The 26,698-nt window shown below is 73.9% G+C and carries 33 protein-coding genes, 6 pseudogenes and 1 riboswitch; of the genes and pseudogenes, 19 read left to right on the forward strand and 20 right to left on the reverse strand.

Annotation, left to right across the window (positions count from 1 at the left end):
- Nucleotides 1-154 precede the first annotated feature (154 nt).
- Nucleotides 155-307: a hypothetical protein gene (locus U6N30_RS27680; RefSeq protein ID WP_324274796.1), complete on the reverse strand. Its 153-nt coding sequence runs from the start codon at nt 305-307 to the stop codon at nt 155-157.
- A 51-nt stretch (nt 308-358) separates the two neighbouring features.
- On the opposite strand from U6N30_RS27680, the gene U6N30_RS27685 reads away from it, so the two are divergent.
- Both U6N30_RS27685 and U6N30_RS27690 read left to right on the forward strand, forming a co-directional pair.
- On the forward strand, nt 359-931 hold the full coding sequence (locus tag U6N30_RS27685) for a mycothiol-dependent nitroreductase Rv2466c family protein (RefSeq protein WP_324274797.1): 573 nt from the start codon (nt 359-361) through the stop codon (nt 929-931).
- A complete protein-coding gene (locus tag U6N30_RS27690; protein ID WP_422677990.1) occupies nt 859-1,074 on the forward strand; it encodes a mycothiol-dependent nitroreductase Rv2466c family protein in 216 nt (71 codons plus the stop codon). Before U6N30_RS27685 ends, U6N30_RS27690 begins: the two co-directional genes overlap by 73 nt.
- Before the next feature lie 104 nt (nt 1,075-1,178).
- On the opposite strand, the gene U6N30_RS27695 is transcribed toward U6N30_RS27690, so the two are convergent.
- Both U6N30_RS27695 and U6N30_RS27700 read right to left on the reverse strand, forming a co-directional pair.
- On the reverse strand, nt 1,179-1,682 hold the full coding sequence (locus tag U6N30_RS27695) for a GGDEF domain-containing protein (protein ID WP_324274799.1): 504 nt from the start codon (nt 1,680-1,682) through the stop codon (nt 1,179-1,181).
- Nucleotides 1,598-2,002, reverse strand: coding sequence for a PAS domain-containing protein (locus U6N30_RS27700; protein WP_324274800.1), 405 nt, complete (start codon nt 2,000-2,002; stop codon nt 1,598-1,600). Before U6N30_RS27700 ends, U6N30_RS27695 begins: the two co-directional genes overlap by 85 nt.
- 262 nt (nt 2,003-2,264) lie before the next feature.
- Here U6N30_RS27700 and U6N30_RS27705 point away from each other — a divergent pair, with 262 nt between their 5' ends.
- Entirely contained in the window at nt 2,265-3,329 is a 1,065-nt protein-coding gene (locus U6N30_RS27705; RefSeq protein WP_324274801.1) for a FecCD family ABC transporter permease, read from the forward strand.
- A 182-nt stretch (nt 3,330-3,511) separates the two neighbouring features.
- Nucleotides 3,512-4,409: pseudogene (locus U6N30_RS27710) on the forward strand (FecCD family ABC transporter permease).
- Here U6N30_RS27710 and U6N30_RS27715 read toward each other — a convergent pair.
- Nucleotides 4,402-4,545 (reverse strand): hypothetical protein, encoded by a 144-nt coding sequence (locus U6N30_RS27715; RefSeq protein ID WP_324278621.1) that lies wholly within the window; start codon nt 4,543-4,545, stop codon nt 4,402-4,404. The pseudogene U6N30_RS27710 and the gene U6N30_RS27715 overlap by 8 nt on opposite strands.
- A gap of 51 nt (nt 4,546-4,596) precedes the next feature.
- Here U6N30_RS27715 and U6N30_RS27720 point away from each other — a divergent pair.
- The 3 genes and pseudogenes from U6N30_RS27720 to U6N30_RS27730 all read left to right on the forward strand — a co-directional run.
- Nucleotides 4,597-4,692, forward strand: a pseudogene (locus U6N30_RS27720) (ATP-binding cassette domain-containing protein); the annotation flags it as partial.
- Nucleotides 4,693-4,948: 256 nt separating this feature from the next.
- Nucleotides 4,949-5,281 (forward strand): ABC transporter ATP-binding protein, encoded by a 333-nt coding sequence (locus U6N30_RS27725; RefSeq protein WP_324278622.1) that lies wholly within the window; start codon nt 4,949-4,951, stop codon nt 5,279-5,281.
- A 62-nt stretch (nt 5,282-5,343) separates the two neighbouring features.
- Nucleotides 5,344-6,387 carry an ABC transporter substrate-binding protein gene (locus U6N30_RS27730; protein WP_324274802.1) on the forward strand — a complete coding sequence of 348 codons (1,044 nt, stop codon included), beginning with the start codon at nt 5,344-5,346 and terminating at the stop codon, nt 6,385-6,387.
- A 19-nt stretch (nt 6,388-6,406) separates the two neighbouring features.
- Here the strand turns inward: U6N30_RS27730 and U6N30_RS27735 are convergent, their stop codons facing one another.
- From U6N30_RS27735 to U6N30_RS27750, 4 genes and pseudogenes are all read right to left on the reverse strand, one after another.
- A complete protein-coding gene (locus U6N30_RS27735) occupies nt 6,407-7,372 on the reverse strand; it encodes an EamA family transporter (protein ID WP_324274803.1) in 966 nt (321 codons plus the stop codon).
- A 35-nt stretch (nt 7,373-7,407) separates the two neighbouring features.
- Nucleotides 7,408-7,557 (reverse strand): hypothetical protein, encoded by a 150-nt coding sequence (locus U6N30_RS27740; RefSeq protein ID WP_324274804.1) that lies wholly within the window; start codon nt 7,555-7,557, stop codon nt 7,408-7,410.
- Nucleotides 7,558-7,706: 149 nt separating this feature from the next.
- A pseudogene (locus tag U6N30_RS27745) lies at nt 7,707-9,278 on the reverse strand (BCCT family transporter); the annotation flags it as partial.
- Nucleotides 9,279-9,419: 141 nt separating this feature from the next.
- On the reverse strand, nt 9,420-9,845 hold the full coding sequence (locus U6N30_RS27750) for an STAS domain-containing protein (protein ID WP_324274805.1): 426 nt from the start codon (nt 9,843-9,845) through the stop codon (nt 9,420-9,422).
- A gap of 577 nt (nt 9,846-10,422) precedes the next feature.
- Between U6N30_RS27750 and U6N30_RS27755 the strand changes: the two are divergent.
- Nucleotides 10,423-10,680: pseudogene (locus U6N30_RS27755) on the forward strand (acyl-CoA thioesterase domain-containing protein); the annotation flags it as partial.
- On the opposite strand, the gene U6N30_RS27760 reads toward U6N30_RS27755, so the two are convergent.
- On the reverse strand, nt 10,596-10,841 hold the full coding sequence (locus U6N30_RS27760) for a hypothetical protein (RefSeq protein WP_324274806.1): 246 nt from the start codon (nt 10,839-10,841) through the stop codon (nt 10,596-10,598). The pseudogene U6N30_RS27755 and the gene U6N30_RS27760 overlap by 85 nt on opposite strands.
- A gap of 113 nt (nt 10,842-10,954) precedes the next feature.
- Between U6N30_RS27760 and U6N30_RS27765 the strand changes: the two genes are divergently transcribed.
- From U6N30_RS27765 to U6N30_RS27775, 3 genes are all read left to right on the forward strand, one after another.
- Nucleotides 10,955-11,212 carry a thioesterase family protein gene (locus U6N30_RS27765; protein ID WP_324274807.1) on the forward strand — a complete coding sequence of 86 codons (258 nt, stop codon included), beginning with the start codon at nt 10,955-10,957 and terminating at the stop codon, nt 11,210-11,212.
- A gap of 67 nt (nt 11,213-11,279) precedes the next feature.
- On the forward strand, nt 11,280-12,167 hold the full coding sequence (locus U6N30_RS27770; protein ID WP_324274808.1) for a mechanosensitive ion channel family protein: 888 nt from the start codon (nt 11,280-11,282) through the stop codon (nt 12,165-12,167).
- Nucleotides 12,168-12,320: 153 nt separating this feature from the next.
- On the forward strand, nt 12,321-12,812 hold the full coding sequence (locus U6N30_RS27775; protein ID WP_324274809.1) for an Rv3103c transmembrane domain-containing protein: 492 nt from the start codon (nt 12,321-12,323) through the stop codon (nt 12,810-12,812).
- A 4-nt stretch (nt 12,813-12,816) separates the two neighbouring features.
- Here the strand turns inward: U6N30_RS27775 and U6N30_RS27780 are convergent, their stop codons facing one another.
- Both U6N30_RS27780 and U6N30_RS34740 read right to left on the reverse strand, forming a co-directional pair.
- Nucleotides 12,817-13,335 (reverse strand): zinc-binding dehydrogenase, encoded by a 519-nt coding sequence (locus U6N30_RS27780; protein WP_324274810.1) that lies wholly within the window; start codon nt 13,333-13,335, stop codon nt 12,817-12,819.
- 164 nt (nt 13,336-13,499) lie between these two features.
- Nucleotides 13,500-13,924, reverse strand: a pseudogene (locus tag U6N30_RS34740) (alcohol dehydrogenase catalytic domain-containing protein); the annotation flags it as partial.
- On the opposite strand from U6N30_RS34740, the gene U6N30_RS27795 reads away from it, so the two are divergent.
- The 7 genes and pseudogenes from U6N30_RS27795 (at nt 13,878) to U6N30_RS27825 (ending at nt 19,165) form a co-directional block, all read left to right on the forward strand.
- Nucleotides 13,878-14,087, forward strand: coding sequence for a hypothetical protein (locus U6N30_RS27795; RefSeq protein ID WP_324274811.1), 210 nt, complete (start codon nt 13,878-13,880; stop codon nt 14,085-14,087). The pseudogene U6N30_RS34740 and the gene U6N30_RS27795 overlap by 47 nt on opposite strands.
- Before the next feature lie 156 nt (nt 14,088-14,243).
- Nucleotides 14,244-15,302 (forward strand): threonine aldolase family protein, encoded by a 1,059-nt coding sequence (locus U6N30_RS27800; protein WP_324274812.1) that lies wholly within the window; start codon nt 14,244-14,246, stop codon nt 15,300-15,302.
- 53 nt (nt 15,303-15,355) lie between these two features.
- A riboswitch (SAM riboswitch) is annotated at nt 15,356-15,470 on the forward strand.
- A 44-nt stretch (nt 15,471-15,514) separates the two neighbouring features.
- Nucleotides 15,515-16,807 (forward strand): bifunctional o-acetylhomoserine/o-acetylserine sulfhydrylase, encoded by a 1,293-nt coding sequence (locus tag U6N30_RS27805; RefSeq protein ID WP_324274813.1) that lies wholly within the window; start codon nt 15,515-15,517, stop codon nt 16,805-16,807.
- Nucleotides 16,808-16,899: 92 nt separating this feature from the next.
- Nucleotides 16,900-17,487: a homoserine O-acetyltransferase family protein gene (locus U6N30_RS27810; protein ID WP_324274814.1), complete on the forward strand. Its 588-nt coding sequence runs from the start codon at nt 16,900-16,902 to the stop codon at nt 17,485-17,487.
- The gene (locus U6N30_RS27815) at nt 17,463-17,879 is read left to right on the forward strand and encodes a homoserine O-acetyltransferase family protein (RefSeq protein WP_324274815.1); all 417 of its coding nucleotides are present in this window, start codon (nt 17,463-17,465) and stop codon (nt 17,877-17,879) included. Before U6N30_RS27810 ends, U6N30_RS27815 begins: the two co-directional genes overlap by 25 nt.
- Nucleotides 17,880-17,963: 84 nt before the next feature.
- Nucleotides 17,964-18,284, forward strand: a pseudogene (locus tag U6N30_RS27820) (aminotransferase class V-fold PLP-dependent enzyme); the annotation flags it as partial.
- Nucleotides 18,285-18,358: 74 nt separating this feature from the next.
- Nucleotides 18,359-19,165, forward strand: a complete 807-nt coding sequence (locus U6N30_RS27825; RefSeq protein ID WP_324274816.1) for an aminotransferase class V-fold PLP-dependent enzyme — start codon at nt 18,359-18,361, stop codon at nt 19,163-19,165.
- Nucleotides 19,166-19,224: 59 nt separating this feature from the next.
- Here the strand turns inward: U6N30_RS27825 and U6N30_RS27830 are convergent, their stop codons facing one another.
- The 7 genes from U6N30_RS27830 to U6N30_RS27860 form a co-directional block, all read right to left on the reverse strand.
- Nucleotides 19,225-19,824: a gamma carbonic anhydrase family protein gene (locus U6N30_RS27830; RefSeq protein ID WP_324274817.1), complete on the reverse strand. Its 600-nt coding sequence runs from the start codon at nt 19,822-19,824 to the stop codon at nt 19,225-19,227.
- A gap of 53 nt (nt 19,825-19,877) precedes the next feature.
- Nucleotides 19,878-20,075 carry a helix-turn-helix transcriptional regulator gene (locus U6N30_RS27835; protein WP_324274818.1) on the reverse strand — a complete coding sequence of 66 codons (198 nt, stop codon included), beginning with the start codon at nt 20,073-20,075 and terminating at the stop codon, nt 19,878-19,880.
- A complete protein-coding gene (locus U6N30_RS27840) occupies nt 20,076-20,480 on the reverse strand; it encodes a hypothetical protein (protein WP_324274819.1) in 405 nt (134 codons plus the stop codon).
- 86 nt (nt 20,481-20,566) lie between these two features.
- Nucleotides 20,567-21,883: an NADP-specific glutamate dehydrogenase gene (gdhA, locus tag U6N30_RS27845; protein ID WP_324278502.1), complete on the reverse strand. Its 1,317-nt coding sequence runs from the start codon at nt 21,881-21,883 to the stop codon at nt 20,567-20,569.
- On the reverse strand, nt 21,766-22,866 hold the full coding sequence (locus tag U6N30_RS27850) for an NAD(P)H-hydrate dehydratase (RefSeq protein WP_324274820.1): 1,101 nt from the start codon (nt 22,864-22,866) through the stop codon (nt 21,766-21,768). Before U6N30_RS27850 ends, gdhA begins: the two co-directional genes overlap by 118 nt.
- Entirely contained in the window at nt 22,850-23,059 is a 210-nt protein-coding gene (locus U6N30_RS27855; protein WP_324274821.1) for a hypothetical protein, read from the reverse strand. The genes U6N30_RS27850 and U6N30_RS27855 overlap by 17 nt, the downstream gene beginning before the upstream one ends.
- The gene (locus U6N30_RS27860; protein WP_324274822.1) at nt 23,056-23,586 is read right to left on the reverse strand and encodes a histidine phosphatase family protein; all 531 of its coding nucleotides are present in this window, start codon (nt 23,584-23,586) and stop codon (nt 23,056-23,058) included. Before U6N30_RS27860 ends, U6N30_RS27855 begins: the two co-directional genes overlap by 4 nt.
- Nucleotides 23,587-23,684: 98 nt before the next feature.
- Between U6N30_RS27860 and U6N30_RS27865 the strand changes: the two genes are divergently transcribed.
- Nucleotides 23,685-24,263 carry a YdeI/OmpD-associated family protein gene (locus tag U6N30_RS27865; RefSeq protein WP_324274823.1) on the forward strand — a complete coding sequence of 193 codons (579 nt, stop codon included), beginning with the start codon at nt 23,685-23,687 and terminating at the stop codon, nt 24,261-24,263.
- On the opposite strand, the gene U6N30_RS27870 is transcribed toward U6N30_RS27865, so the two are convergent.
- Both U6N30_RS27870 and U6N30_RS27875 read right to left on the reverse strand, forming a co-directional pair.
- Complete coding sequence (locus tag U6N30_RS27870) at nt 24,254-25,657, reverse strand: APC family permease (protein ID WP_324278503.1); 1,404 nt, start codon at nt 25,655-25,657, stop codon at nt 24,254-24,256. The two genes, U6N30_RS27865 and U6N30_RS27870, sit on opposite strands and share 10 nt — an antisense overlap.
- Before the next feature lie 110 nt (nt 25,658-25,767).
- Nucleotides 25,768-26,640, reverse strand: coding sequence for a C40 family peptidase (locus U6N30_RS27875; RefSeq protein WP_324274824.1), 873 nt, complete (start codon nt 26,638-26,640; stop codon nt 25,768-25,770).
- Nucleotides 26,641-26,698: the final 58 nt, after the last annotated feature.

The following is a 26,698-nucleotide window of genomic DNA, read 5'->3' on the forward strand; positions in this document are numbered from 1 at the left end:
ACGACGCCGCCGAGCCCGGCCAGCGCAACTCCGGCGACCACCGTCGGGCCACCGCCCGGGCCGTCCACGATCGGCCCCTCCCCGGTCGCGGCGTTCGTCCACCGGCAGGTCACGCCCAGCGGCCACCACGACTGCTCGGGCTCGACGTGCCAGCTCAGATCGATCCCGACACCCGCGGGGCGGGACGTGCGAGGCAGGCCTCCGAGCGACCATCCCCGAGCGCGGGCGCCCACTGCCACAGCACCGCGCCCGCCAGGACGACCAGCCAGAAGATCACCAGCAACGGACCCCGCACCGCGCGCACCACCTCGTCCTCATCGGCACTGCCGCTCCTCCGCCGGGGTATTACGTTCGGTCGGTGACCGATGCCGATCTGAACTTCTACTTCGACCCGGTGTGCCCGTTCGCGTGGATGACCAGCAAGTGGGTCCGCACGGTCGCGGCGCGGCGCGAGTACGCCGTCGAGTGGCGGTTCATCTCGCTGCGCCTGCTCAACGCGCACATCGACTACGACGCCCACTTCCCACCCGAGTACGAGGCCGGCCACACCGACGGGCTCCGGCTGCTGCGGGTGGCCGCGCGGGTACGCGCCGAGCACGGCCACGGCGCGGTGGGGCCGCTGTACGAGGCGCTCGGCCGGCGGATCTTCGAGGTCGACGCAGCACCGGGTGCCGGCGACCGGAGCACCCGGGACTTCCTGGCACCCGCGCTGGCCGAGGTCGGTCTGCCGGCAGGCCTCGTCGAGGCGCTCGACGACGAGACGCTGGACGCGGAGCTGCGGGCAGAGACCGACGAGGCGCTCGCGCTGACCGGCAAGGACGTCGGGACGCCGATCCTGCACTTCCGGCCACCGGAGGGGTGGCCTTCTTCGGGCCGGTCATCAGCCGGCTGCCCGACGACGACGAGGCCGTGGAGCTCTGGGAACACGTGATCGCCCTGGCCGGTTTCCCCGGGTTCGCCGAGCTGAAGCGGAGCCTGCGCGAGCGCCCGCAGCTGCCGGCGCTCGGGGTCCGCCCGGGAGAGGCCGGCCTCGCGGAGGACTGGCACGGCGGGAGCCGACGGCAGAAGCGCTGACGCCGGCGATCAGCTGGGGACGCGGACCGACCCGTGCGACGACCGGGGCCGGTTGCGGCGCCGGACGGTCTTCGAGCCGTACATGGCCCGGTCGGCGCGCGCCATCACGTCGTCGGGGTCCTCCCCGGCCGGCCGAGGGCACTGCCGACGCTGACCCGGAGGGCCAACGCACCGGCGGACGTCTGCACCGGCGCGCGCATGCACGCATCCAGACGCTCGGCCAGGGAGGTCAGCGAATCCTGATCCGACCCGGGGCTGAGCAGCACGAACTCGTCGCCGCCGAGCCTGGCCACCACGTCGCCGGGTCCGGCCAGTTCCCCGAGCCGCCCGGCCAGCGCCACCAGCAGCTGGTCACCCGCGGCGTGCCCGTGCTCGTCGTTGACCTGCTTGAACCGGTCGACGTCGCAGAAGAGCAGGCCGCACCCACGACCCCTCGCCGCGGCCAGGTGCTCCTGCAGGACCTCGAACACCACGCGCCGGTTGGCCACGCCGGTCAGCGGGTCCGTGCTGGCCTGCAGGTGGCTCAGCTCCTCGCGCCGGCGCCGCTCGGTGACGTCGGACCCGACGAAGGCGACTGCGTAGCGCCGACCCGTCTCGTCGGCGAGCACGCTCTTGTGCAGCGCCACGCGCCGCCGGGCACCGCCAGCGGCCAGCCAGTCGACCTCCCGGGGATCAGGTCCCCGCCGGCCATCGCGTCGGCGACCGCGGCGCGGGCGTGGTGCACCTCCTCCGGGATGACCACCACGTCCCACAGGAACCGGTCGACCAGGTCGGCGGCCGCCCGTCCGGTGAAGCGCTCCAGCGCGGCGTTGGCGAGCAGGATGCGGCCGTCGCCGTCCACCACGCAGATCAGGGAATCGGTCGCGTCGACGAGGGCGTGCGACAGCCGCTGCGCGGAGAACAGGTCGGACCCGGGCTGAGCGGACACCCCTGCCTCCCTGCACTGCGCGGCCTGTCGGACAGGACCTCGGCGGACACCGGCCGGATGTTCCGGGGGCGTGTCTGGACACCGTTCCCATCGGTTCGACCCCGTACGCACCTGATCGCCCGGCAGATCCACCTCCCCCACGGGGTCAGTCCGGCGGAGCCTGCGCGTCGCGTCCCCGGGCAACGGCTCGGCCACCCGCCCGGTTCCGGCCGGCAGGTAAGGTAAGCCTTCCTTTCTCGCCCGCCGTCCCCGGGAGCCGCACGTGACCGCCGCGACCGCTGCCCCCGTACGGGGCACCGCGTCGGGCTCCACCGGCACGCGACGGAACGGGCGGTCACGCCGCTGGCTCGGCCTGCTCCTCCTCCTCGCCCTGACCGTCGCCGCGTGCCTGGTCAGCGTGGCGGTCGGCACCCGCGCCATCGGGCTGGGCGAGGTCTGGCGGGCGCTGTTCGACGGCGGCCTCACCAGTGAGGAAGCGGTGATCGTCCGGCAGCTGCGGGTGCCGCGCACCGTCCTCGGCCTGCTGGTCGGCATGGCGCTGGGCGTGGCCGGCGCGCTCATGCAGGGCCACACCCGCAACCCGCTCGGCGACCCGGGCCTGCTCGGGGTGACGGCCGGTGCGAGCCTCGCCGTCGTCCTCTCCATCGCGGTGCTCGGCATCAGCACGCCCTCGGGCTACGTCTGGTTCGCCTTCCTCGGGGCGCTGACCGGCACGGTGCTCGTCTACGCGATCGGCTCGGCCGGCCGCGGCGGTGCCACCCCGATCACCCTGGCGCTGGCCGGCGCCGCGCTGTCGGCGCTGATGTACGGCCTGGTCCGCGCGGTGCTGGTCAGCGACCAGCAGACGCTGGACTCCTTCCGCTTCTGGGTGGTGGGCGCGCTGGCCGGGCGGGACGCCGACGTGGCGTGGCAGGTCGCCCCGTTCATCGTGCTCGGCCTGCTCCTCGCCGTGGTCAACGCGCCCGCGCTCAACCTGCTCGGCCTCGGCGAGGACGTCGCCCGCGGGCTGGGGCAGCGCATCTGGCTCGCCCGTGCGGTGGGGCTGGCCTCGATCACCCTGCTGGCGGGCGCGGCGACCGCCGCCTGCGGCCCGATCGCCTTCGTCGGGCTCGTCGTGCCGCACGCCGTCCGTGCGGTCACCGGCCCCGATCACCGCTGGCTGGTTCCCTGTTCGGCCCTGGCCGGCGCCGTCCTGCTGTTGGCCGCGGACGTGATCGGCCGCGTCGTCGCCCGCCCCGGCGAGCTGCAGGTCGGGATCGTGCTGGCGCTGATCGGCGCCCCGTTCTTCATCGCCCTCGTGCGCCGGCGGAAGACGGTCGGGCTGTGAGCGCCCCCGCGATCGACCCGCCGGTTCCCGCGCCCAGGACGGGCACCGTCGTCCGGATCGGCGGCGCCTCGGGGATCGTGCGCTGGCGGCAGCTGGTCGTGCCGCTGGCGGCGTTCGTCGTCCTCGTGGTGCTGTCGGCGGTCAGCCTGGGCCGCGGCGACTTCCCGATCAGCGTGCCGGACGTGCTCCGCACCCTGGTCGGGCTGGGTGCGGGCCCGCAGGACTTCATCATCCTGGAGCTGCGGGCGCCCCGGATCGCGGTGGGCGTGCTGGTCGGCCTGGCCCTCGGGGTCGCCGGCGCGCTGTTCCAGACCTTCGCCCGCAATCCGCTCGCCTCCCCGACACCCTGGGCATCACCATGGGGGCGTCCGTCGGCGCGGTCAGCGCCATCGTGCTCAGCTCCGCCGGGGCCTTCGGTGGCGCGCTGACCGATCTCGGCATCCCCCTGGCCGCGCTGCTCGGCGCCCTGTCGGTCGGGTTCCTGCTGTTCCTGCTCACCTGGCGGGCCGGCATCGACGGCTACCGGCTGGTGCTCATCGGCATCGCGCTCTGGTCGGTGAGCACCGCTCTCGTCGACTGGCTGCTCACCAACGCCGAGATCTACGACGCCGCGGCGGCCTACGTCTGGATCACCGGCTCGCTCAACGGCCGCACCTGGGACGCCGCCCTGCCGCTCGCGGTGGCGCTGGTCGTGCTCCTCCCCTGGCGCTGGCCGCAAGCCGCGCCCTCGGCGTCCTCCAGTTCGGCGACGACACCGCTCGCGGGCTCGGCGTGCGGCTGCAGACGGCCCAGGCGGCCGTCGTGCTCATCGCCATCGGCTGCGTCGCCTTCGCCGTGTCGGCCGCGGGGCCGATCACCTTCGTCGCGCTGGTGGTCCCGCAGATCGCCGTCCGCCTGGCCGGCGGGTCGCGGCCGCCACTGCTGGCCTCGGGCCTGCTCGGCGCCGTCCTGGTGGTCGGCGCGGACCTGGTGACGCGCACCGTGCTGCCCGAGGCGCTGCCTGTCGGCATCCTCACCGCCGTCCTCGGCGCCCCGTACCTGCTCTGGCTCCTCGTCCGCGGAAGGCGGCAGTTCACGTGAGGACGACACCGCTGTGACCCTCGACCACGTGCTCACCGGGAACCACGTCGCGCACGGGGAACCGGCGCCGGCGGGCTCCCCGGAGGGACGGGTCCGTCTCGCCGCCGACCGCGTCACCCTCGCCTACGACGACCACGTCGTCGTCCGCGACCTGGACCTGCAGCTCACCGAGGGCTCGTTCACCGCGATCGTCGGGCCGAACGGCTGCGGGAAGTCCACGCTGCTCCGGGCGCTGGGCCGGCTCCTGCGGCCGGCCGGCGGCCAGGTCGTGCTCGACGGCCAGGCGATCGCGAGGACGCCGACCCGGGAGGTCGCGAAGGTGCTCGGCCTGCTCCCGCAATCGCCCATCGCCCCCGAGGGCTCACCGTCGCCGACCTGGTGGCGCGCGGCCGCCATCCGCACCAGACCTGGCTGCGCCAGTGGTCCCGGGACGACGAGGCCGTGGTCGCGGAGTCGCTCACCTGGACCGACATGGCCGACCTCGCCGAACGGCCGGTCGACGAGCTGTCCGGGGCCAGCGCCAGCGCGCGTGGATCTCGATGGCCCTGGCCCAGGGCACCGACCTGCTGCTGCTCGACGAGCCGACGACCTACCTCGACCTCTCCCACCAGATCGACGTCCTCGAGCTCGTGGGACGGCTGCACGCCGAGCGCGGTCGCACCGTCGCCGTCGTGCTGCACGACCTGAACCTGGCCGCCCGCTACGCGAAGCGGCTGGTCGCCATGAAGGACGGCGTCCTGGTGGCGGAGGGGACGCCCGCCGAGGTGCTCACCGAGCAGCTGCTCGCCAGCGTGTTCGACCTCGAGGCGCGGGTTCTCCCCGACCCGGTCACCGGGACGCCGATGGTCGTCCCGGTCCGCCGGCTGCGCTGACCGATGGGCCGACCCGGCGACAACGCTGGACTTAGGGCAGGCTAACCTTTCTCACGGCCGGGATGATCATGCATCCCCTTCCCGAGGGAGTTCCGTTGCGCCGCACGTCTCGCCGCCTCCTCGGCGGCCTCCTCGCCCTGGGCATGACGGTCGCCGTCAGCGCCTGCGGCGAGGAGAGCACCGACACCACCGGCTCCGAGCCCGCCGAGGGCGGATGGTCTTTCACCGACGACCTGGGCACCACCGTGGAACTTCCCGAGGCACCGACCCGGATCGCCGGCCTCAACGACCTGGCCGCCTCGCTCTGGAACTACGGCCTCGAGCCGGTCGCCACGTTCGGCCAGACCTCCGCCGAGGACGACGTCGCGTTCGAGGGCCGGGACCTGTCCGACGTCGCGATCGTCGGCTCCTCCTACGGCGAGATCGACCTCGAGGCGCTCGCTGCCGCCGACCCCGACGTCATCGTCACCACGATCTACCCGGTCGACTCCTCCGGCGAGATCCCTGCGGACACCGCCGGCTACGGCTTCACCGACCAGGCGCAGCAGGAGCAGGTCGCCGAGATCGCGCCGATCATCACCATCGCCTACCGCGGCTCCGCCGCCGACGTGATCGAGCGGGTGGTCGAGCTCGCAGATGCGCTCGGCGTCGACACCGGGAGCGGGACGGTCGCCGATGCGCGCGCGGACTTCGAGACCGCGTCGGAGGAGCTCACCGAGACCGCGTCGTCCGGCGTCAGCGTGCTGCCGGTGTTCGCGACCGAGGCCGACGGGTGGTGGATGGCCAAGGCCTCCGACGACCCGCAGCTGGCGCTCTACCAGGAACTCGGCGTGAACTTCGTCGACCCGGGCGGCGACGGCTACTTCTGGAACTCGGTGGGCTGGGAAGAGGTGCCGAACCACCCCAGCGACGTGCTGCTCTACTCCCTGCGGTTCAGCATGACGCCCGAGGAGATCGCCGCACAGCCCACCGCGGCGCTGCTGCCGGCCATCGAGGCGGCGCAGCTCTACCCGTGGAAGTACATCGGGCCCGACTACGTCGCACAGGCGGCCTACATGGAGGAGCTGTCCGGCTACCTGTCGGAGGCGCAGAGGGTCACCGGATAGCCGCCGCGCGAGGCCCCCGCTAGCTCGACAGGGCGGCGGGGGTCTCGCCCATCGGCGCCGGCGCGGGAGCGGTGCGGGCGGTCTGCGCGAGCAGGATGCCGGTGAGGACGACGGCACCGCCGATGATCTGCCAGCCGGAGAGCACCTGCTCCACCCACAGCCACGCGACGACCGAGGCGAGCACCGGCTCGGCGGTGGCCACCAGCCCGGCCGCCGTGGGCGGCAGGTGGCGCAGCGCGGCGATCGACAGCCAGAACGGCACGATCGCGCCCATCACGGCGATCCAGGCGACCAGCACCCACAACGGCAGCTCCAGCGAGCCGATCGAGACCGGCACGGTGCGGCCGAGCACCCCGGCGTCGAACTGCCACCACGGCGCGGCCACCGCCCAGAAGACCGCGGCGGCGACGAACGCCCAGCAGGTCAGGGTCACCGGGTCGCGGGTGACCGTGCCGCGCTCCCCGATCAGGTAGTAGGTCGCCAGCGCCACGGCGGCCCCGAGCCCGGCCGCGACGCCCACCGCGTCCAGCGAGCCGCCGCCGGTCCAGATCTCGGTCACCAGCGCGAGCCCGGAGAGCGACAGCAGCAGCGCCAGCCACACGCGGCTGCGCACCTTCTCCCGCCGGACCAGCCAGACGTAGAGCGCGATGAGCACCGTCCCGGTGAACTCGAACACCAGCGCGATGCCCACCGGCAGGCGGCCGATCGCCACGTAGAACAGGTACTGCGTCATGGCGATCCCGATGACGCCGAGCACGGCCAGCAGCGGGATCTCCCGGCGTCCCACCCGCAGCCGCCCAGGAGAGATGACCAGCAGGACGGCGAGCAGGCCCACGGCGGCCCCGGTGCAGCGCAGCGCGGTCAGCCGCGGAGCCGAGATGCCGGCCTCCAGCGCGAGCGCCGAGACGGTGCCGTTGACGGCGAAGAACCCGGCTGCGGCGAGCGTGAGGCCGTAGCCGAGGGCGGGGCGGGCGGTGCGGGGCACGACGGGAATGTAGTCCCCGTCGCGCCCCTAGACACCTACCGGGGCGGTCGCTCGTCGGCCGCCGGGTCCACGCCGCGCGACGGGATCGGCGAGCCGACGTCCTCGGCACCCGCCGTGCCGTCGGCGGTCCCCGGGCGCGCGGCCTCCCCGGGGGACGCGGCCGAGCCGTTGGTCGGCTCCACCACGAGGAAAAGTCGTCCCCGTGCCGGCTGATCCCGTCCACGACGGCCTGCCGGACGGCGTCCAGCGCGGCCGTGCGGCGGAGCATGATCGGGTCGTGCCGGATGTCCTTGGTGAGTGACACCGCCAGACCGGCGATCACGATCGCGAACGGCAGAGCGCCGATGATCGTGAGGTTCCGCAGGCCCTGCAGGCCGACGTCGCCCCCGGAGAGCAACATCACCGCCGCGACCCCACCGGTCAGCACGCCCCAGAAGATGACGATCTTCGACGACGGCTCCCGGTTGCCCCGTTCGGACAGCGACGCCATGACGATCGAGGCGGAGTCCGCCCCGGTCACGAAGAAGATGGCCACGAGCAGCATCACGATGACCGTCATGACACCGGTCCAGGGCAGCGTCTCGAGCAGCCCGAACAGCTGGGCCTCCTCGCTGGCGGCCCCGGCCAGGTCGGTCCCGTCCTGCTGCGCCGACAGCGCGGAGCCGCCGAAGACGGCGAACCAGAACAGCGTGACCACGCTCGGGACGAGCAGCACGCCGGTCACGAACTCGCGGATCGTGCGGCCGCGGCTGATCCGGGCGATGAACACACCGACGAACGGCGTCCAGGAGATCCACCACGCCCAGTAGAAGACCGTCCACCCCGACAACCAGGTGGCCATCGCGTCGCCGCCGACGGCCTCGGTGCGGGCCGCCATGTCGGCCAGGTCGCCGAAGTAGGCGCCCAGCGCAGTGGGTACCAGGTTGAGGATCAGCACGGTCGGGCCGACGAGGAAGACGAAGAACGCCAGGACGAACGCGAGCACCACGTTGATGTTGGACAGCCACTGGATGCCCCGGGCGATCCCGGAGAAGGCCGAGGCCACGAACGCCGCGGTCAGCACGGCGAGTACGGCGACCACGACGGCGTTGCCTGCCTCACCCACCCAGCCGATGATCTCCAGCCCGCTGCCGATCTGCAGCGCACCGAGGCCGAGCGAGGCCGCGGTGCCGAACAGCGTGGCGAAGATGGCGAGGACGTCGATGACCTTGCCGGCCGGCCCGTCGGTCGCCTTCCGCCCGAGCAGCGGCGTGAACGCCGAGGACAGCAGCTGGGAACGGCCCCGGCGGTAGGTGCCGTAGGCGACCGCGAGGCCGACCAGGGCGTAGAGCGCCCACGGGTGCAGGGTCCAGTGGAACAGCGTGGTGGCCATCGCCGTGGTGACGGCCTCGTCGGTCTCCCCGGCCACCGTCCCCGGCGGCGGTGACACGTAGTGCGCCAGCGGCTCGGCGACCCCGAAGAACATCAGGCCGATGCCCATCCCGGCGCTGAACATCATCGCGACCCAGCTGATCGTGCGGAACTCCGGCGGCTCGCCGTCGCGGCCCAGCGGGATCCGTCCGTACTTGCTGGCCGCCAACCACAGGATGTAGACGACGACGGCGGACGCCAGCAGCACGAAGAACCAGCCCAGGTTCCGCTCGATCCAGGTGAGTGCGGAGCTGCTGGCGTCGCCCAGGCCGGCGGGCGAGAAGAAGCCCCACCCGACGAAGGTCAGCGCGAGCACCCCCGATACCCCGAAGACGACGGTGTCCAGACCGCGCTCGTCGTCGGCGGCGGACGCGGGGGTTCGGCGAGGGCCGGATGCGACCGCCGGCGTCGGCGGGAGAGGGCAGGGTCGCCCGTGGGGGCGGCTGGGTCGGTCGGTGTAGTCGTCACAGTCCTGTGGCGTCGGCGGGCGACGCATCTCCGTTCACGGTCGACGAGCAGGTGCAGGGGCCCACGGAGTGCGGGCGGCAGACACCACCCTGCTCCACGTCGCCCCCGGGCGCGAATCACCGTGACCCCTCCGCGACCGCCGAAACCCGCAGCCACCCGGAAGAGGGTTTCAGAACAATGTGAGCTCCTGCACGGCCGGAGGCAGCGTCGGCTCGACCTCCGGGGCGAACACCAGGTCGAGCCCGGTGAGCTGGAACACCCGCCAGACCGAGGGCTGCGCGCCCTGGATGCGCAGCTCGATCCCGCGCTGCAGGCACCAGCGGCGCACCCCCAGCAGGACCGAGAGCCCGCCCGAGCCGATCGACGGGACGCCGGCCAGGTCGACCTGGAGCACGGAACATCCGGTGAGCGCCCGTCGCGCGACGAGGACCTCCTCCGTGGGGACGGCGTCGAGATCTCCGCTCACCGCCAGGACGGCGCGGGCGCCGGTCGACTCCCACTCCAGGCGGAGCGGGGCCGGAGCCGGTGCCGGATGGGTGACCCACCACGGGCGCCGTCCCCGGGCGCCCTCGCCAACCGTCGCGAGACGTCCCACTCGTGCGCCCGAACCATGCCCTGCTCCCCCAGCCCCACCGACGGCACCGCCGTCGACGTCCGCACCGTACGCAGGGCTCCTGACGGTCCTGGCCCGCCGCGCAGATCGGTCGGGCGGCGAGCCGGGCACGCGGCGGCGCCGTGACGCTCCGCCTCCGGACGACGTCGAAGGGTCGCCGTCGAGCAGATCGCCAGGGGCTCCGGTTCCCTGGCCGGGGTGAGCGCATCCGAATCGGACGGGCCGGCCGGCTCCGTGGCCGGAGGGCTCGGCACGGTCGCGCTGCCCGCGCGGTACGGGGTGACGTCGGGCCTGCTGGCCCTCCTCTGCCTCGCCCTCCTCGGAGCGGCGCTCGCCGTCTTCGTCGTCGTCCCTGGGCCCGGACCGTGCGGGCACGCTGCTGCGGTCGGTCCACCTGGCCGGTGCGGCCCTGGTGGTCGCGGTCGGTGCTGCTGCTCGCGACGCCGGAGGACCTCCGGCGGCCGTGGTGGGGGCCACCGCGGTCTGCGCCGCGTGGACGGCCGCCGCGGCCTGGACGGCCCGGCGGAGCGATGCCCGAGGGCAGGCCAGACTGCTGGGCATGGAGCTGCCCGCTGCCCTCTACGAGCCCACGGACGACGGCTACCTGGCCACCGCGCTGACCATCGGCCCGTGGGACACCGGGCTGCAGCACGCCGGCCCGCCGGCGGCGCTGCTGCTGCGGGAGGCCGAGCGGGCGAGCGCCATCGAGGGCGGCCAGACCGTCCGGATGGCCTACGACATCTTCGCGCCGGTGCCGGTCGGGCCGGTGCGGCTGCGGTCGTCGGTCCTCCGCCCCGGACGCCGGATCGAGCTGGTCGAGACGGTGCTGACCGCCGGCGACGAGCGACCGCTGATGCGGTTGTCGGCCTGGCGCATGCGGAGCCGGTCCGACGGCGCCGCCCCCACGACGCAGGCGCCGCACCCGGCCGCGGCCGGGCCGGAGGAGAGCCGCAGCGAGCAGGCGGCCTTCTTCACCACCGACGTCGCCTACCACCGCGCGCTCGAGTGGCGCTTCCCCACCGGCAGCTTCAACTCCCCGGCCCGGCCTCGGCGTGGACCGCCCCCGCTGCGACCTGGTCGCCGGGGAACCGATGACGCCGCTGCAGCACCTGCTGGTGATGACCGACGCGGCGAGCGGGATCTCCGCGGTCCTGGACTGGACCACCGCCACCTTCGCCAACGTCGACCTGCTGGTCTCCCTGCACCGGGCCCCTCGAGGCGAGTGGCTCGGCATGGACGCCGTCACGACCCTGGGCGGAAGCGGCGCGGCACAGTGCACCGCGGTCCTCTTCGACGCCGACGGGGCCATCGGCCGGTCCGCGCAGTCACTGTTCGTGGAGCCGCGCTGACGGTGTGGCGGGGAGCTGACCGACCGACCACAGTGGGAACGACGACGGATCGACCGACGGGAGCGGCATGGATGCACTGATCGAGCTGCGGGACTGGCTGTCCGGCCGCGGTCTCGAGGTCGTGCTCATCATCCTCGGCTCGGTGCTCCTGGCCCGGCTCGTGTCGTGGGCCGGGAGCCGGATCACCGACCGGATCGACGCCCGGTACACCGGCGGCGACGCGCTGGTCCGGACCGAGGCCGCCAAGCACCGGCACTCGCTCACCCAGGTGCTCACCTGGGCCGCCGTCGTCCTCATCTACTCGATCGCGGTGTTCTTCGTGCTCGACCGGCTCGGCGTGCCCATCACCGGCCTGGTGGCGCCCGCCACCGTGCTGGGCGTCGGGCTCGGGTTCGGCGCGCAGCGGATCGTCGGTGACGTGCTGGCCGGGTTCTTCATCATCACCGAGCGGCAGTACGGCTTCGGAGACGTCGTCGCCATCCAGGTCCTGGGTGGGATGGATCCCGCCACGGGCACCGTGGAGGACGTGACGCTGCGGATCACCCGGGTGCGCTCCGCCGACGGCGAGGTGGTCACCGTGCCCAACGGGCAGATCGTCAAGGTCATCAACCTGTCCCGCGACTGGGCACGCGCGGTCGTCGACGTCCCCATCCCGACCAGCGTCGACGTCAACCGGGCCAACGAGGTGCTGCGCGAGGTGGGCCGCGAGGCGTTCCGCGACCCGGGGCTGCGGCCACTGCTGCTCGACCCGCCCAGCGTGATGGGCGTGGAGAGCCTCGACCTGGAGCAGGTGAACGTCCGGATGGTGGCGCGCACGCTGCCCGGCAAGCAGTTCGAGGTCGGGCGTGACCTGCGCGCGCGCGTCGTGCAGGCCTTCCGCCAGCAGGGCATGAAGGTGTCGACGGCGCCCACCCTCGCGGCCGACGGCGACCGCGCGCAGGAGGACGACCAGTGACCGAGCTCGCGAGGTCGCCGAGAAGCAGAGCACCTCTGGGCACGTGGCCGACGAGCGCCAGCGAGGAGGACGACCAGTGACCGAGCTCGCGAGGTCGCCGAGAAGCAGAGCACCTCTGGGCACGTGGCCGACGAGCGCCAGCGAGGAGGACAGGTGACCGATCCCGACCGGCAGCCCACGGCCGAGCAGCCGACGGTGCAGCAGCCCGAGGTCAGCGCGGACACGACCACCGACCGGCCCGGCTCGCCGTGGTACCGGTCGGGGATCCCCGCGCACCTCGGTCGCGCCCGCACGTCGACCGTCGTCCTGAGCCTGCTGTTCCTGGCCATCGGGACGCTGTACCTCAACATCCGCCCCGATGCGCCGGGCCGGACGACGACGCCCGGGAGCAGCACGGAGCAGCCCGCGGAGACCACCGACGTCCCGGAGACGACGGCCCCGGAGACCACCGAGCCGGCACCGACCACGCGTACCGCGCCCACGACGGGCTCGACGACCGCCCCCACACGCACCCCCACCGGCACTCCCGGAGGGACGACGCCGGAGGAGACGTCGGAGCCGGACACCCCGGCGACCTCGGAGCCCGACGAGGAGACGGGGACCGGGACGGGCACAGGGACGGGGACGGGCACCGCGCCCGGCTGACCGCTCAGAACGAGGTGACGACGGCGATGCCCGGGGAGCGGCCGACCTCCCCGATGGCCGCGCCGGCCTCGCCGAGCGTCAGCTCGCGGGTGACCAGCCGCCCCGGGTCGAGCCGACCCACCGCGATGAGCTCCAGGAGCTCCGGATAGGCGTGGGCGGCCATGCCATGGCTGCCCAGCACCTGCAGCTCCAGGGCGATGACCCGCTCCATCGGCACCTCGGCCCGCCCTGACTCCGGCGGCAGCAGGCCCACCTGCACGTGCCGGCCGCGTGGGCGCAGGCTGCGGATCGAGTTCGCGCAGGTGAGCGGGGCACCGAGCGCATCGAGGGACAGGTGGGCGCCGCCGCCGGTCAGCCCGGCGACCGCCGCCGGGACGTCGGTGGCGCCGTCGACCGCGTGCTCGGCGCCCAGCTCCAGGGCGAGGCCGAGCGCGCCGGAGGAGGTGTCGATCGCGACGACGCGCGCACCGACGGCGACCGCGATCTGCACGGCCGAGAGCCCGACGCCGCCGCAGCCGTGCACCGCGACCCACTCCCCGCTCGCACCTTCCCGACCTGCACGACTGCGCGGAAGGAGGTGGCGTAGCGGCACCCCAGGGCTGCCGCGGTGGTCAGGTCGAGGTCGTCGGGGACGGCGACCAGGTTGACGTCGGCGGCGTCCAGGGCGACGAACTCGGCCAGCGAGCCCCAGTGGGTGAAGCCGGGCTGCGTCTGCCGGGCGCACACCTGCTGGTCGCCGGCCGCGCACTGGGCGCAGCGGCCGCAGGCGTTGACGAAGGGCACGGTGACCCGGTCGCCGACCCGCCACCGGCGGACCCCTCGCCGACCGCCTCGACGGTGCCGGCGAGCTCGTGCCCGGGTACGTGCGGCAGGACGACGCCGGCGTCGTGGCCCTGCCAGGCGTGCCAGTCGCTGCGGCAGATGCCGCTGGCGGCCACCCGGACGACCACACCGTGGGGAGCGGGTGCCGGCGCCGGCACCTCCCGCACCGACAGCGGACCACCGAAGGACTCGAAGAGCAGCGCGCGCACGGGCCCAGCCTGCCCGGTGCCTACGATCGGCCCGATGGAGACCCTCGCCGTCGCCGGGCGCTTCTGCGGCCCGCCGGGCACCGCCAACGGCGGCTACCTGGCCGGCCGGCTGGCGCCCCTGGTCGACTCCCCTGCGGTGAGCGTGCGGCTGCGTCGCCCGATCCCGCTGGACCCCTCGCCGCACCTGCTCGGGACGATCACCGTCCGACAGGACTCCCCGTCCGGCTGGACACCGACCATGTGATCCTCTCCTGGGTCATCGGCCGGGAGGGGCGCCGGACCACGGCGGCGTCGGCGCTGATCGGCCCCGACGGCGAGGTGTGCGCCCGGGCCCAGGCGCTCTGGTTCGCGATGCCACCGGCTGGGCCGGTTGTTTCACGTGAGACATCGGACTGACCACGTGGACGACCTCGACGCCCTCCGCCGGGCCTGCGACCGCGCCCTCACCTGGCACGGCCCGCAGAGCGCGGCCGAGCTGCTCGCGACCATCCCGCCCGACACCGTGACCGACCGCTACGGCGACGGCGGGGTCGTGGCCGAGCTCGAGGCGGAGGTGGCGGCGCTGCTCGGGCAACCGGCGGCGGTCCACCTGCCCAGCGGGGTCATGGCGCAGCAGTCGGCCCTCCGCGTGCACGCCGACCGCCGGGGCCGGCGCACCGTCGTCCTCCACCCCCAGAGCCACCTCACCCGGCACGAGGGCCAGGCGCTGGAACGGCTGCACGGTGTGGTCGGCCGCCCGGTGGGCGACCAGCACCGGCTGCTGCTGCGCGCCGACCTGGACGCCGTCGCCGAGTTCCCGGCGGCGCTGGTGGTCGAGCTGCCCCAGCGCGACCTCGGCGGGCAGCTGCCGCCCTGGGACGACCTGGTCGCCCAGGTCGCCTGGGCGCGGGACCGCGGCGCCGCCGCGCACCTGGACGGCGCGCGCCTGTGGGAGGCGGCCGTGGGGTACGGCCGCGCCCCGGCCGAGGTCGCGGCGCTGTTCGACACCACCTACGTCAGCTTCTACAAGGGCCTGGGCGCCCTTCCCGGGTGCTGCCTGGCCGGCCCGGCCGACGTCGTCGGCGAGGTCCGGGAGTGGCGGCAGCGGATGGGCGGCACGCTGTTCGGCCTGTGGCCCGGCGCGGCGTCGGCGCTGAGCTGCCTGCGCCGGCGGCTGCCACTGATGCCTGGCTACCTGGAGCGGGCCCGCGAGATCGCCACGGCGGTCCGGGACCTACCCGGGGTCACCGTCGTCCCCGACCCGCCGCAGACGCCGATGCTGCACCTGCTGCTGCGCACCGGTGCCGACGACTTCCGGGCGGCCGCCCACGCACTCGCCCAGGACGGGCTGTGGACCTGGGAGCGGTCGATGACGACGGGCGACCCGGCCGTGCGGCGGGTCGAGCTCGCGGTCGGCGACGCCACCATGGCGCTGACCGTGCCGGAGATCCGGAACGCGATCGCGACGCTCGCCGGCTGACCGGCGGGGGCCCGCGTGCAGGTCAGGGCCGCGGCGGCCTACCATCGCAGACGGCTCACGAGAGGCAGCGACAAGCACCTGGCTGGCTGCCCGGCAACCTCAACTCCGTCTGAGGTGCTCCAGGGAAGAGCCGGCCGGACGACGACCGTCGCCCGGCAAGGACGGAGCTCCTGCGCGCCGCGGGATCTCCCGCGAGCGACAGGAGACGGCGCATGACCGACCCGCAGAGCTGGAGCTTCGAGACCCGGCAGATCCACGCCGGCACGAGCCCCGACCCCACGACCGGCGCCCGCGCGCTGCCGATCTACGCGACCACGGCCTACCAGTTCCGCGACAGCCAGCACGCCGCAGACCTCTTCGCGCTGGCCGAGATGGGCAACATCTACACGCGGATCATGAACCCGACGCAGGACGCGCTGGAGCAGCGCGTGGCCTCCCTCGAGGGTGGTGTCGCCGCGCTGGCCGTGGCGAGCGGGCAGTCCGCGACCACGCTGGCGATCCTCAACATCGCCGAGGCCGGTGACCACGTCGTCGCCTCGGCCTCGCTGTACGGCGGCACGTACAACCTGCTGCACCACTCGCTGCCCAAGCTCGGCGTCACGGTCTCCTTCGTGGAGAACCCGGACGACCCGGACAACTGGCAGTCGCTGGTGCGGGACAACACCAAGGCCTTCTTCGGCGAGACCATCGGCAACCCGAAGGGCGACATCCTCGACATCGAGAAGGTCGCCGCGGTCGCGCACCGCAACGGCGTCCCACTGATCGTGGACAACACGATCGCCACGCCGTTCCTCATCCGGCCCTTCGAGTCCGGCGCCGACGTCGTCGTCCACTCGGCAACCAAGTACCTCGGCGGGCACGGCACGGCGATCGCCGGCCTGATCGTGGACGGCGGGTCGTTCGACTGGACCGGTGGCAGGTTCCCCGGCTTCACCACGCCCGACCCGACCTACAACGGGGTGGTCTACGCCGATCTCGGCGCGCCGGCCTACGCGCTCAAGGCCCGGGTGCAGCTGCTGCGCGACCTCGGCCCGGCCATCTCGCCGTTCAACGCGTTCCTCGTCGTCCAGGGCATCGAGACGCTGTCGCTGCGCATGGAGCGGCACATCCAGAACACGCTGACGGTGGCCGAGTTCCTGGAGGCCCACGACGAGGTGGACCGGGTGAACTACCCCGGTCTGCCGAGCTCGCCGTGGCACGCGGCCCAGCAGAGGTACGCCCCGAAGGGCGCCGGTGCCGTGCTGACGTTCGAGCTGCACGGCGGTCGCGACGCCGGGCAGAGGTTCGTCGAGGCGCTGGAGCTGCACAGCCACGTGGCCAACATCGGCGACGTCCGCAGCCTGGTCATCCACCCGGCCTCGACGACGCACTCCCAGCTGACCGCCGAGGAGCAGCTGACCACCGGCGTGACGCCGGGCCTCGTGCGCCTGGCCGTCGGCCTGGAGGGCATCGAGGACATCCTCGCCGACCTCGAGGCCGGTTTCCGCGCCGCGAAGACCGCCTGACGTGGGCGGGTGGGTCGAGGGGATCCGGTCGGCGACCGGGTCTTCCTCGACCTGCCCGCGTTCGCTCCCGAGCGCGGCGGCGAGCTCCCGCGGTGCGCGTCGCCTACGAGACGTGGGGGACGCTCGCGCCGGACGGCTCGAACGCCGTGCTCGTCGAGCACGCGCTGACCGGTGACAGCCACGTCGTCGGGATGACCGCCCCGGGGCACCCCACCCCCGGCTGGTGGCAGGGGCTGATCGGGCCCGGTGCACCGCTGGACACCGACCGGCACTTCGTCGTCTGCGCCAACGTGCTGGGCGGCTGCCAGGGGACGACGGGACCGTCGTCCCTCGACCCCGACGGCGTGCGCTGGGGCTCCCGCTTCCCCGAGGTGACCGTCGGCGACCAGGTGCGGGTGGAGGCGGCCCTGGCCGACGCGCTCGGCGTCGACCGCTGGGGCTGCGTGGTCGGCGGCTCGATGGGCGGCATGCGGGCCCTGGAGTGGGCGGTGGCGATGCCCGACCGGGTGGCCACGCTGTTCTTCCTGGCGTCGGGCGCGGTGGCCACCGCCGACCAGATCGGCACCCAGACCACCCAGCAGGCCGCCGTCCGCGCCGATCCGCGCTGGGCCGGCGGCGACTACGACCACGCCGATCCGCCGGTCGACGGTCTGGGGTGGCCCGTCGCATCGCCCACCTGACCTACCGCAGCGCCCTCGAGCTGGAGGAGCGCTTCGGCACGGCGGTGCAGGCGGACGGCCGGTTTGCCGTCGCCTCGTACCTGGACCACCACGCGGACAAGCTGAGCCGCCGTTTCGACGCCGGGAGCTACGTGCTGCTCACCGAGGCGATGAACAGCTGGGACGTCGGCCGGGGGCGGGGCGGCGTGGCGGCGGCCCTGTCCCGGGTGACCGCGCGCTCGGTGGTCGCGGGCGTGGACAGCGACCGGCTCTATCCGATCGGGCTGCAGCAGCAGGTGGCCGACGGTCTCGGCGTCCCGCTGCAGGTGATCTCCTCGCCGTACGGGCACGACGGGTTCCTCATCGAGACCGCCGCCGTCGGCAAGCTCCTCCGCGACTTGCTCGCCGGATGACCGACGAGTGCGACGAACTCGTGGTGCTCAGCGGCTGATGGCCACGAGTTCGTCGCACTCGGCGCACTCGATAGCGTCGGGCGCATGACCTACGACGTCGCCGCGGTACGCGCGCAGTTCCCCGCGCTGAGGGCCGGCACCGCCCACTTCGACGGTCCCGGCGGGACGCAGGTCCCCGAGCCGGTCGCCCGCGCGGTCGCCGACACCCTCACCTCGCCGATCGCCAACCGCGGCCAGGTCACCGCGGCGGAGCGGAACGCCGACGAGATCGTCGTGGGCGCCCGCGCCGCGCTGGCCGATCTCCTCGGCGCCGATCCGCGGGGCATCGTGTTCGGCCGCAGCGCCACGGAGCTCACCTTCGCCGCGGCCCGGGCGCTGGCCGCGGGCTGGGGACCCGGCGACGAGGTCGTCGTCTCCCGGCTCGACCACGACGCCAACGTGCGGCCCTGGGTGATCGCGGCCGAGGGGCCGGGGCGACGGTGCGCTGGGCGCCGTTCGACCCGGCGACCGGCGAGCTCACCATCGACGACGTCGCCGAGGTGCTCACCGACCGCACCGCGCTGGTCGCCGTCACCGGGGCGTCGAACCTCATCGGCACCCGCCCACCGGTGGCCGGGATCGCCGAGCGGGTGCACGCCGCCGGCGCGCTGCTCGCCGTCGACGGCGTCCACCTGACCGCGCACGCGCCGGTGGACGTCGGCGCCCTCGGTGCGGACCTCTACACCTGCTCGCCCTACAAGTTCCTCGGCCCGCACTGCGGGGTCCTCGCCGCCGCCCCGGCCCTGCTGGAGACGCTGCGCCCGGGCAAGCTCCTGCCCTCGTCCGACGACGTCCCCGAGCGCTTCGAGCTGGGCACCCTGCCCTACGAGCTCATGGCCGGGACGACGGCGGCGATCGACTTCCTGGCGGACCTCTCACCCACGGGCGGGACGCGGCGCGAGCGGCTGGTGGCGGCCATGACCGCCCTCGAGGAGTACGAGGACGGGCTGCGGGAGCACCTCGAGGCCGAGCTGGCGGCGCTGCCCGGCGTCCGCCTGTGGTCCCGGGCCGCGCACCGGACCCCCACGCTGCTGCTCACCTTCGACGGACGGGACGCCGCCGACGCCTACCGCTTCCTGGCCGGGCGCGGCGTCAACGCCCCGGCCGGCTCCTTCTACGCGATCGAGGCCAGCCGCTGGCTCGACCTCGGCGACACCGGCGGCCTGCGGGTCGGGCTTGCGCCCTACACCGACGCCGACGACGTCGACCGGCTCGTCACCGGCCTGCGGGAGTGGTTGGCGACCTGACGCCAGCGGCCGCCCTGCAGGGCGGCGCCGCGAGCGAGCGGTGGAGGCAGGCGGTCCGCTCAGGCGAGCGCGTCGCCGGGCACCATGCCGGCCGGCGGCAGGGGGCGCCGGACGACCGGGCGCACCTTGCGCGCCTCGGGCAGCCGCTCGTAGTAGGCCGCCGCGTTGCCGCGGATGTGCAGCAGGTCGTCGTCGTTGGCCTCGCGCACCACCTTCGCCGGTACGCCGGCGATCACCGACCAGGGCGGGAACTGCTTGCCCTGGGTGACGACGGCACCGGCGGCCACGATCGAGCCCGAGCCGATGTGCGCACCGTTCATGACGACGCTGCCCATGCCCACGAGCACCTCGTCGTCGATCCGGGCGCCGTGCAGGACCACGTTGTGGCCGACGGTCACGTTCCGCCCGACCACGAGCGGGAACCCGGGGTCGGAGTGCAGCGTGCAGCCGTCCTGCACGTTGGAACCCTCGCCGATCTCGATGGTCTCGTGGTCGGCGCGGGCGACGGCGCCATACCAGATGCTGGCGCGGGGCCCGAGGGTCACGGCACCCACGACGACCGCGGTCGGCGCCACGAAGGCGTCGTCGTCGATCTTCGGGGCGCCGAAGGGCAGTTCCGCGATGTAGTTGTCGGCCACGCCGTCCTCCTGCTGGTCCACGAGCCGATCTCGTGACAGGTCCTGCTTACCGCACGCAGCGGCTCGGAGAGCGGTCAGATCCCGTCCGGTGTGAACACGTCCTCGATCCGGCAGTCGAACAAGGCGGCGATCCGGAACGCCAGCGGGAGGCTGGGATCGAACCGGCCCTTCTCGAGCGAGATGACGGTCTGCCGGGAAACGCCCAGTTCGTCGGCCAACCGGCCCTGTGACCAGCCCCGCCCCTGCCGCCGCGCAGCCAGGTCGTTGCGCACTCAGGCGTCTCGTCGGCGCAGCACCGTGAAGCGCGCGGCGACGTCGGCGAAGGCGAGCACGATCAGAGCCGTCAGGACGTCGAGCGCATCGATGCGCAGACCGGTGACCGCGAGTGCGGTCGCGCCCAGGCCCGCGACGACGACCAGGTCGAGGAAGGCGCCGGCAGCACTGCGCTGGAACCAGTCGTGCTCGACGGTCTCCTCCGGGCGGGCGACCGGGTCGGGGCCCGTGTGCCCGGAGAGGAAGACCAGCCACCCCAGCCCGTAGGCGGGCGCGAGCGTGCAGCCGCCGAACACCACCGCGCGCAGCCAGAACTGGTCGTCGCCGAAGGTGCCCGCCAGGACGCCGATGGCGGCCGCGAGCACCAGCGCGGTCGAGGCCGCCGCCAGGTGACGAAGCACCACGAGGACTCCTAGGTGACAAGGAAGCTTGACACCGGCACCTCACCACTCCGGAACGCGCGATGTCAAGCACCCTTGACAATGGCGCCTCAGATGAGTCCGTGCGCGTGCACCGCTTCAGCGACCTCGAGGAAGCCGGCCACGTTGGCGCCCAAGACCAGGTCGCCGGGGGACCCGTACTCCTCGGCGGTCTCGTGGCACCGCGCGTGGATGCCGCGCATGATCTCGGCCAGCTTGGCCTCGCTGTGCTCGAACGTCCACCGGTCCCGGGAAGCGTTCTGCTGCATCTCGAGTGCGGAGGTGGCCACGCCGCCGGCGTTGGCCGCCTTGCCGGGCGCGAAGACGATCCCCGCGGCACGGAAGGCGTCGACGGCCTCGGGAGTCGCGGGCATGTTCGCGCCCTCCACCACGTAGCGGCAGCCGTTGCGGGCCAGCACCTGCGCGGCCTCGCCGTCCAGCTCGTTCTGCGTCGCGCTGGGCATCGCGACGTCGCACGGCACGTCCCAGATGCTGCCGCCGGCGACGAAGGACGCGGAGCCGACGCGGTCGGCGTAGTCGGCGATCCGGCCCCGCTCGACCTCCTTGACCTGCTTGAGCACCTCGAGGTCGATGCCCTTCTCGTCGACCACGTAGCCGGAGGAGTCCGAGCAGGCCACCGCGGTGCCGCCGAGCTGGTGCACCTTCTCGATGCCGTGGACGGCGACGTTGCCCGAGCCGCTGATGACGACCCGGGTGCCGTCGAAGGACTCCCCGCGCGCCTCCATCATCGCCTCGGCGAAGAACGCGGCGCCGTAACCGGTGGCCTCGGTGCGCACGAGGGCCCCGCCCCAGCCCAGGCCCTTGCCGGTCAGCACGCCTGACTCGTACCGGTTGGTGATCCGCTTGTACTGGCCGAAGAGGTAGCCGATCTCGCGGGCACCCACGCCGATGTCACCGGCGGGGACGTCGGTGTACTCGCCGATGTGCCGGTAGAGCTCGGTCATGAACGACTGGCAGAAGCGCATGACCTCGGCGTCCGACCGGCCCTTGGGATCGAAGTCCGAGCCGCCCTTGCCACCGCCGATCGGCATCCCGGTGAGCGCGTTCTTGAAGATCTGCTCGAAGCCGAGGAACTTGACGATGCCCAGGTTCACCGAGGGGTGGAACCGCAGGCCGCCCTTGTAGGGGCCGAGCGCGGAGTTGAACTCCACCCGGAAGCCGCGGTTGATCTGCACCTCGCCGGAGTCGTCCTGCCACGGCACCCGGAAGATGATCTGCCGCTCGGGCTCGCAGATGCGTTCGATCGTCTTCATCTCGGCGTACTCGCTGTGCCGGCCCAGGACGACGGCGAGGGACTCGAGCACCTCGTGGACGGCCTGGTGGAACTCTCGCTCACCGGGGTTGCGCCGCAGCACCTCCGCGTAGATCTCCTCCACCTTCGCAGGGACGTCGACATGCATCCGCGTTCCTCCCGTCCTACTGATCGTCGGTGGGACGTCAACGTACGCGCGACGCTCGACGGCTCAGGGCACGACCTCCGCCAGGGCCCCCGGTACCTGCCCGGGCAGCTCCCGGGCGAGGAAGCCCTGCGGGCCGACGGCCGACGCCAGCCGCTCCCCGCGCGCCCGTGCAGGTAGGCCGCCCACATCGCGGCCTGGGCCGGGTCGGCGCCCCGGGCGAGCAGCCCGGCGGTGATGCCGGCGCGCACGTCGCCCGAGCCGGAGACCCCGAGACCGGCGTTGCCGCTCTCGTCCTGCCAGAGGCGCCCGTCGGGTGCGGCCACCCACGATGTGGCCCCGCCCAGGCCGACGACCGCGCGCGAACGCTCGGCGAGCGCCAGGGCGCACCCGCCCGGGTCCCCGTCGACCTCCTCGTCGGAGGCGTGCAGGGCGTAGCCGAGCTCGGTCGGGTTCGGCGTGAGCACGACCCGGCCGTCCAGGTGGTGCAGGCAGGAGTCGTCGGCGGTGATGCAGGCCAGTCCGAGGGCGTCGAGGACGAGCGGTCCGGACAGGTGGGGCAGCAGCCGCTCGCCGAACGCCTGGGTGGCCTCCTTGTCGGCCATGCCCGGGCCGACCAGGACCGCGGCGGCGCTCTCGGCCAGGTCGCGGACGGTGTCGGCGGCCGCGGCGCTGACCGCACCGTCGTCGGTCTCGGGCAGGGCCCGGACCAGCGCCTCCGGCAGGGCCTGCGCGGCGAACGGCGCCAGAGAGGCCACCGTGGCCACCTGCAGCTTCCCGGCGCCGGCGCGCATCGCACCCTCGGCGGCGAGCAGCACGGCCCCGAGCGTCTCGGTGCTGCCGCCGATCACCAGGATCGAGCCGCGGGCGTTCTTGCCGCCGGCCGGCTCGGGGAGCGGCCAGTCCCGCAGCACCGCCGGGGTGACCAGCGTCGGCTCACTGCGGTGCGGCATCGGGCTCCTCGGTGACGGCCTCGGACTCGGCGACCAGGTGGTCCACCTCGTTGAAGGCGACGAGCCGGAAGCTGCCCGACCCGTCTCGCTCGTACCGGGTCAGCGACGCGTTGGCGACCTGCTCCTCCTTGTCGACGGCGAGCAGCTCCTGCTCGGTCAGCTCCTCCAGCACGTAGCGGAACACCATGATCACCGCCTGGTGGGCGACGACGACCAGGCGCTCGCAGTCGTGCCGCAGACCCTCGGTGGCCAGCAGGCTGCGGATGCGCAGCGCGACGTCCGCCCAGCCTCGCCGCCGGGCGGCCGGTAGTAGAACTTGCCGAGCATGTCCCGACGCGCCGCCTCGTCCGGGAACTGCTCGCGGATGCCGGCGCCGGTCATCCGGTCGAACATGCCGAAGTCGCGCTCGCGCAGCCGCTCGTCGGTGCGGACCCGGATGCCGAGATCGGCCGTGGCCAGCTGCGCGGTGGTCAGCGCCCGGGCGAACGGGGAGCTGAGCACCGCCGTCGGGCGCTCGTCCTCCGGCAGCGCGGCCAGCCACGTCCCGAGGGCCCCGGCCTGCGCCCGGCCGGTGTCGGACAGCTCGACGTCGGGGTCGCGGACGTCGAGCTCCAGCCGGCCGGCCCCCGCCTCCTGCGCCTGCGCGTCGGCCAGGTTGCCCATGCTCTCGCCGTGCCGCACGAGCCACAGCACCGACGGGCCCGGTCCCGCGTCGCTCACCGCCACCCCCGTCCGCGCCGCGCCCTGCGGCTCCCGGGACGCCGGTAGCCGGGCCGGCGGGCCCCGAAACCGTCGGTACCCCACGGCAGGATGAGCCCGTGACGCTGCCGACCGACCTCCCGGTGCTCGCGTTCCCCGACCAGACCGCCCTCGAGGCGTGGCTCGAGGCCGAGCACACGACCGCACCCGGCCTCTACGTGAAGATCGCGAAGAAGGGCTCGGGCGTGCCCTCGGTGAACTGGGAGCAGATGGTCGAGGTGCTGCTGTGCTTCGGCTGGATCGACGGCCGCGCCAACCGGCTCGACGACCGGTTCTACATCCAGCGGATCACGCCCCGGCGGCCGAAGAGCGTCTGGTCGCTGAAGAACGTGGCGACCGTGGAGCGCCTGATCGTGGAGGGGCGGATGCGTCCGGCCGGCCTGGCCGTGGTCGAGGCGGCGAAGGCCGACGGCCGGTGGGAGCGCGCCTACGCCGGCCCGGCCACCATCACCGTGCCCGACGACCTGGCGGCGGCGCTGGACGCCGAGCCGGCGGCCCGCGCCGCGTTCGACGCGCTCGACGGCCAGAACCGCTACGCCGTCCTCCACCGCGTCCACACGGCAGCCACCCCTGCCACGCGCGCGAAGCGGATCGCCACCGCCGTCGACATGCTGCGCGAAGGCCGCACCTACCACTGAGGTCGGGGCGCGACCGAGGGTCGCTCCGCCCAGAAGGCGGTGTCCCGCCGGCGCCACCACAGCATGAGGCCGAGGCCGGCGGCCATGACCCCGACGCCGATCACCAGCGGCGGCCCGACGCCCAGCCACGCCTGGCCGGTGTAGGAGTTGCCGGCGTCGGCCAGGTCGCGCACCGACAGCACGAGCAGCCAGGTGAGCAGCGCCGCGCCGACGATCGGTCCGACCCCGAGCAGGAGCAGGTCCCGGACGCTGCCCAGCAACCTGCGGCGGAAGTACACGGCGCAGGCCAGGCCGGTGAGCGCGTAGTACAGCGCGATGAGCAGCGACAGCCCGGTGATCGAGTCGTAGAGGGCGTTCTCGCTGATCAGGCCCACGACGACGTACCAGCCGACCCCCACCGCCGCGACCCACCACGTGGAGACGTCGGGCGTGCGATGGATGGGCGAGATCGAGGCGAACCGCCGGGGCAGGGCACCCCGCCGGGCCATCGACAGGCCGGTGCGCGACGCCGGGATGATCGTCGTCTGCGTCGAGGCGATGGCCGAGGTGGCGACGGCGAGCAGCACCACCCAGTCCCAGCCGCCGAGGGTCTCCGTCGACAGCAGCGCGAAGACCGCCTCCTCCTCGTCGGCGTTGGCGGCCAGGAAGCCGGTGCCGGCGAAGGAGACCACCGCGACGGCCACGCCGAGGTAGGTGAGCAGGAGGACCACCGTGCTCAGCACGGCCGCGCGCCCGGGCGCCGTCCGCGGGTTCGTCGTCTCCTCGGTGAGGTTCACCGCCGACTCCCAGCCCCAGTAGGCGAATACCCCGAGCAGCAGGCCGCTGGTCAGGGCCGCTCCGCCGGCGCCGAAGGGGTCCAGCCACGACCAGGCCGGGGTGAGCGCACCGAAGGGGCTGTCGCCGCCGAGGCCACGGGCCAGCGCGACGACGGCGAACACCGCGAGGGCCGCCGTCTGGGCGAGGATGAGGCCGTTCTGCAGGCGCGCCGACACCTCGGTGCCCCGCACGCAGATCCACGCCATGAGCACGATCAGGGCGACGGTGAGCCCCATGACCACGGGGACCGACTCCGTCCAGCCGTCCAGACCTACGGCCAGCAGCGTGAAGCGGACACCCACCTCCGACAGCGAGCCCAGCACGAGGACGCCGGTCATCGTGATCGCCCAGCCGCCGATCCAGCCGGTCCCGGGGCCCAGCGCACGGGTGACCCACGAGAACGTCGTCCCGCAGTCGGGGTCGACGCGGTTGAGGGCCGCGAAGGCACCGGCGATGAGCAGCATGGGCACGAACGACGCCAGCAGCACGCCGGGGGCGTGCACGCCGACGAGGGCGACGACGGGGCCGAGGACGGCGGCCAGCGAGTACGCCGGCGAGGTGGCCGCGAGCCCGATCACCAACCCGTCGAGGAACCCGACGGCGTCAGGGCGGAGCGTCGGCTCCGGGGAGCACCAGGTCGGACGGTCACGTCCGGATCGTGCCAGGCCGCGGACGGCGGCCCCGAGCGTCAACCCAGGCGGACGCCGAAGCGGAAGTCGCGCTGGTCGACGCTGGTGACCGAGAGCGGCACACCATGGGTGCGGGCGTGCACGATCATGCCGTTGCCGATGTACAGGGCCACGTGGCTGATCGGCGTGTAGTAGAAGACCAGGTCGCCGGGCTGCAGCTCCGCTCGGGACACCTTGGTGCCGATCTGCGACTGCGCCCGGCTGGAGCGGGGCAGCGAGACACCGGCCGCCGCGTAGGCGTAGGTCGTGAGCCCGGAGCAGTCGAACGCGTCGGGGCCGGTGGCGCCGCTCACGTAGCGGTCGCCCACCTGGGCGAGGGCGACGCGGATGGCCTCACCGGCGGCGCCCGGGGGCATCGGCAGGTCCCGCGGGACCCCCAGGGAGCGGCCGGCCACCGCGGTGGCGAGCGCGGCCTGCTCGGCGGCCGACAGGCGGTCGAAGTCGGCCCGGTAGGCAGCGGCCTTCTGCTCGGCCTCGGCCTTCTGGGCCGCCAGCTGCTCGAGCCCGGCCCGGGCGGTGGCAGCGGCCTGGTCGGCGGCGGCCTGCGCGTCGAGCGCGGCCTTCTGCGCGAGCGACGCCTCGGTGACGACGGTGTTGGTGTGCGCGGCGATCATGTCCAGCGTCGTCATCTGCTGGACGAGCTCCTCGGCGGAGGCGCTGGTGAGGAACGCCGCCACCCGCGACTGGGTCTTCCCGGTGAACCCGCTCTGCGCGATCGCCCGGATCTGCGGCGCGAAGACGTCCAGCGCCTGCTGGGCAGCGGCGGCCTGTGCGGCAGCGGCGTCGGCGGCCTGCTGCTGGGTGGCCACGATCAGCTCGGCCTCGTGCAGCTGCTCGTCGATCACGGTGAGCTGCTGAGCGGTCTCCCGCATCAGGGTCTGCGCCTGGGCGGCCGTCGTCGGGTCGGCAGCCGCCGGCGCCGGTGCGAGG

Source organism: Blastococcus brunescens (assembly GCF_035320885.1).
GTDB classification, from domain to species: domain Bacteria; phylum Actinomycetota; class Actinomycetes; order Mycobacteriales; family Geodermatophilaceae; genus Blastococcus_B; species Blastococcus_B brunescens.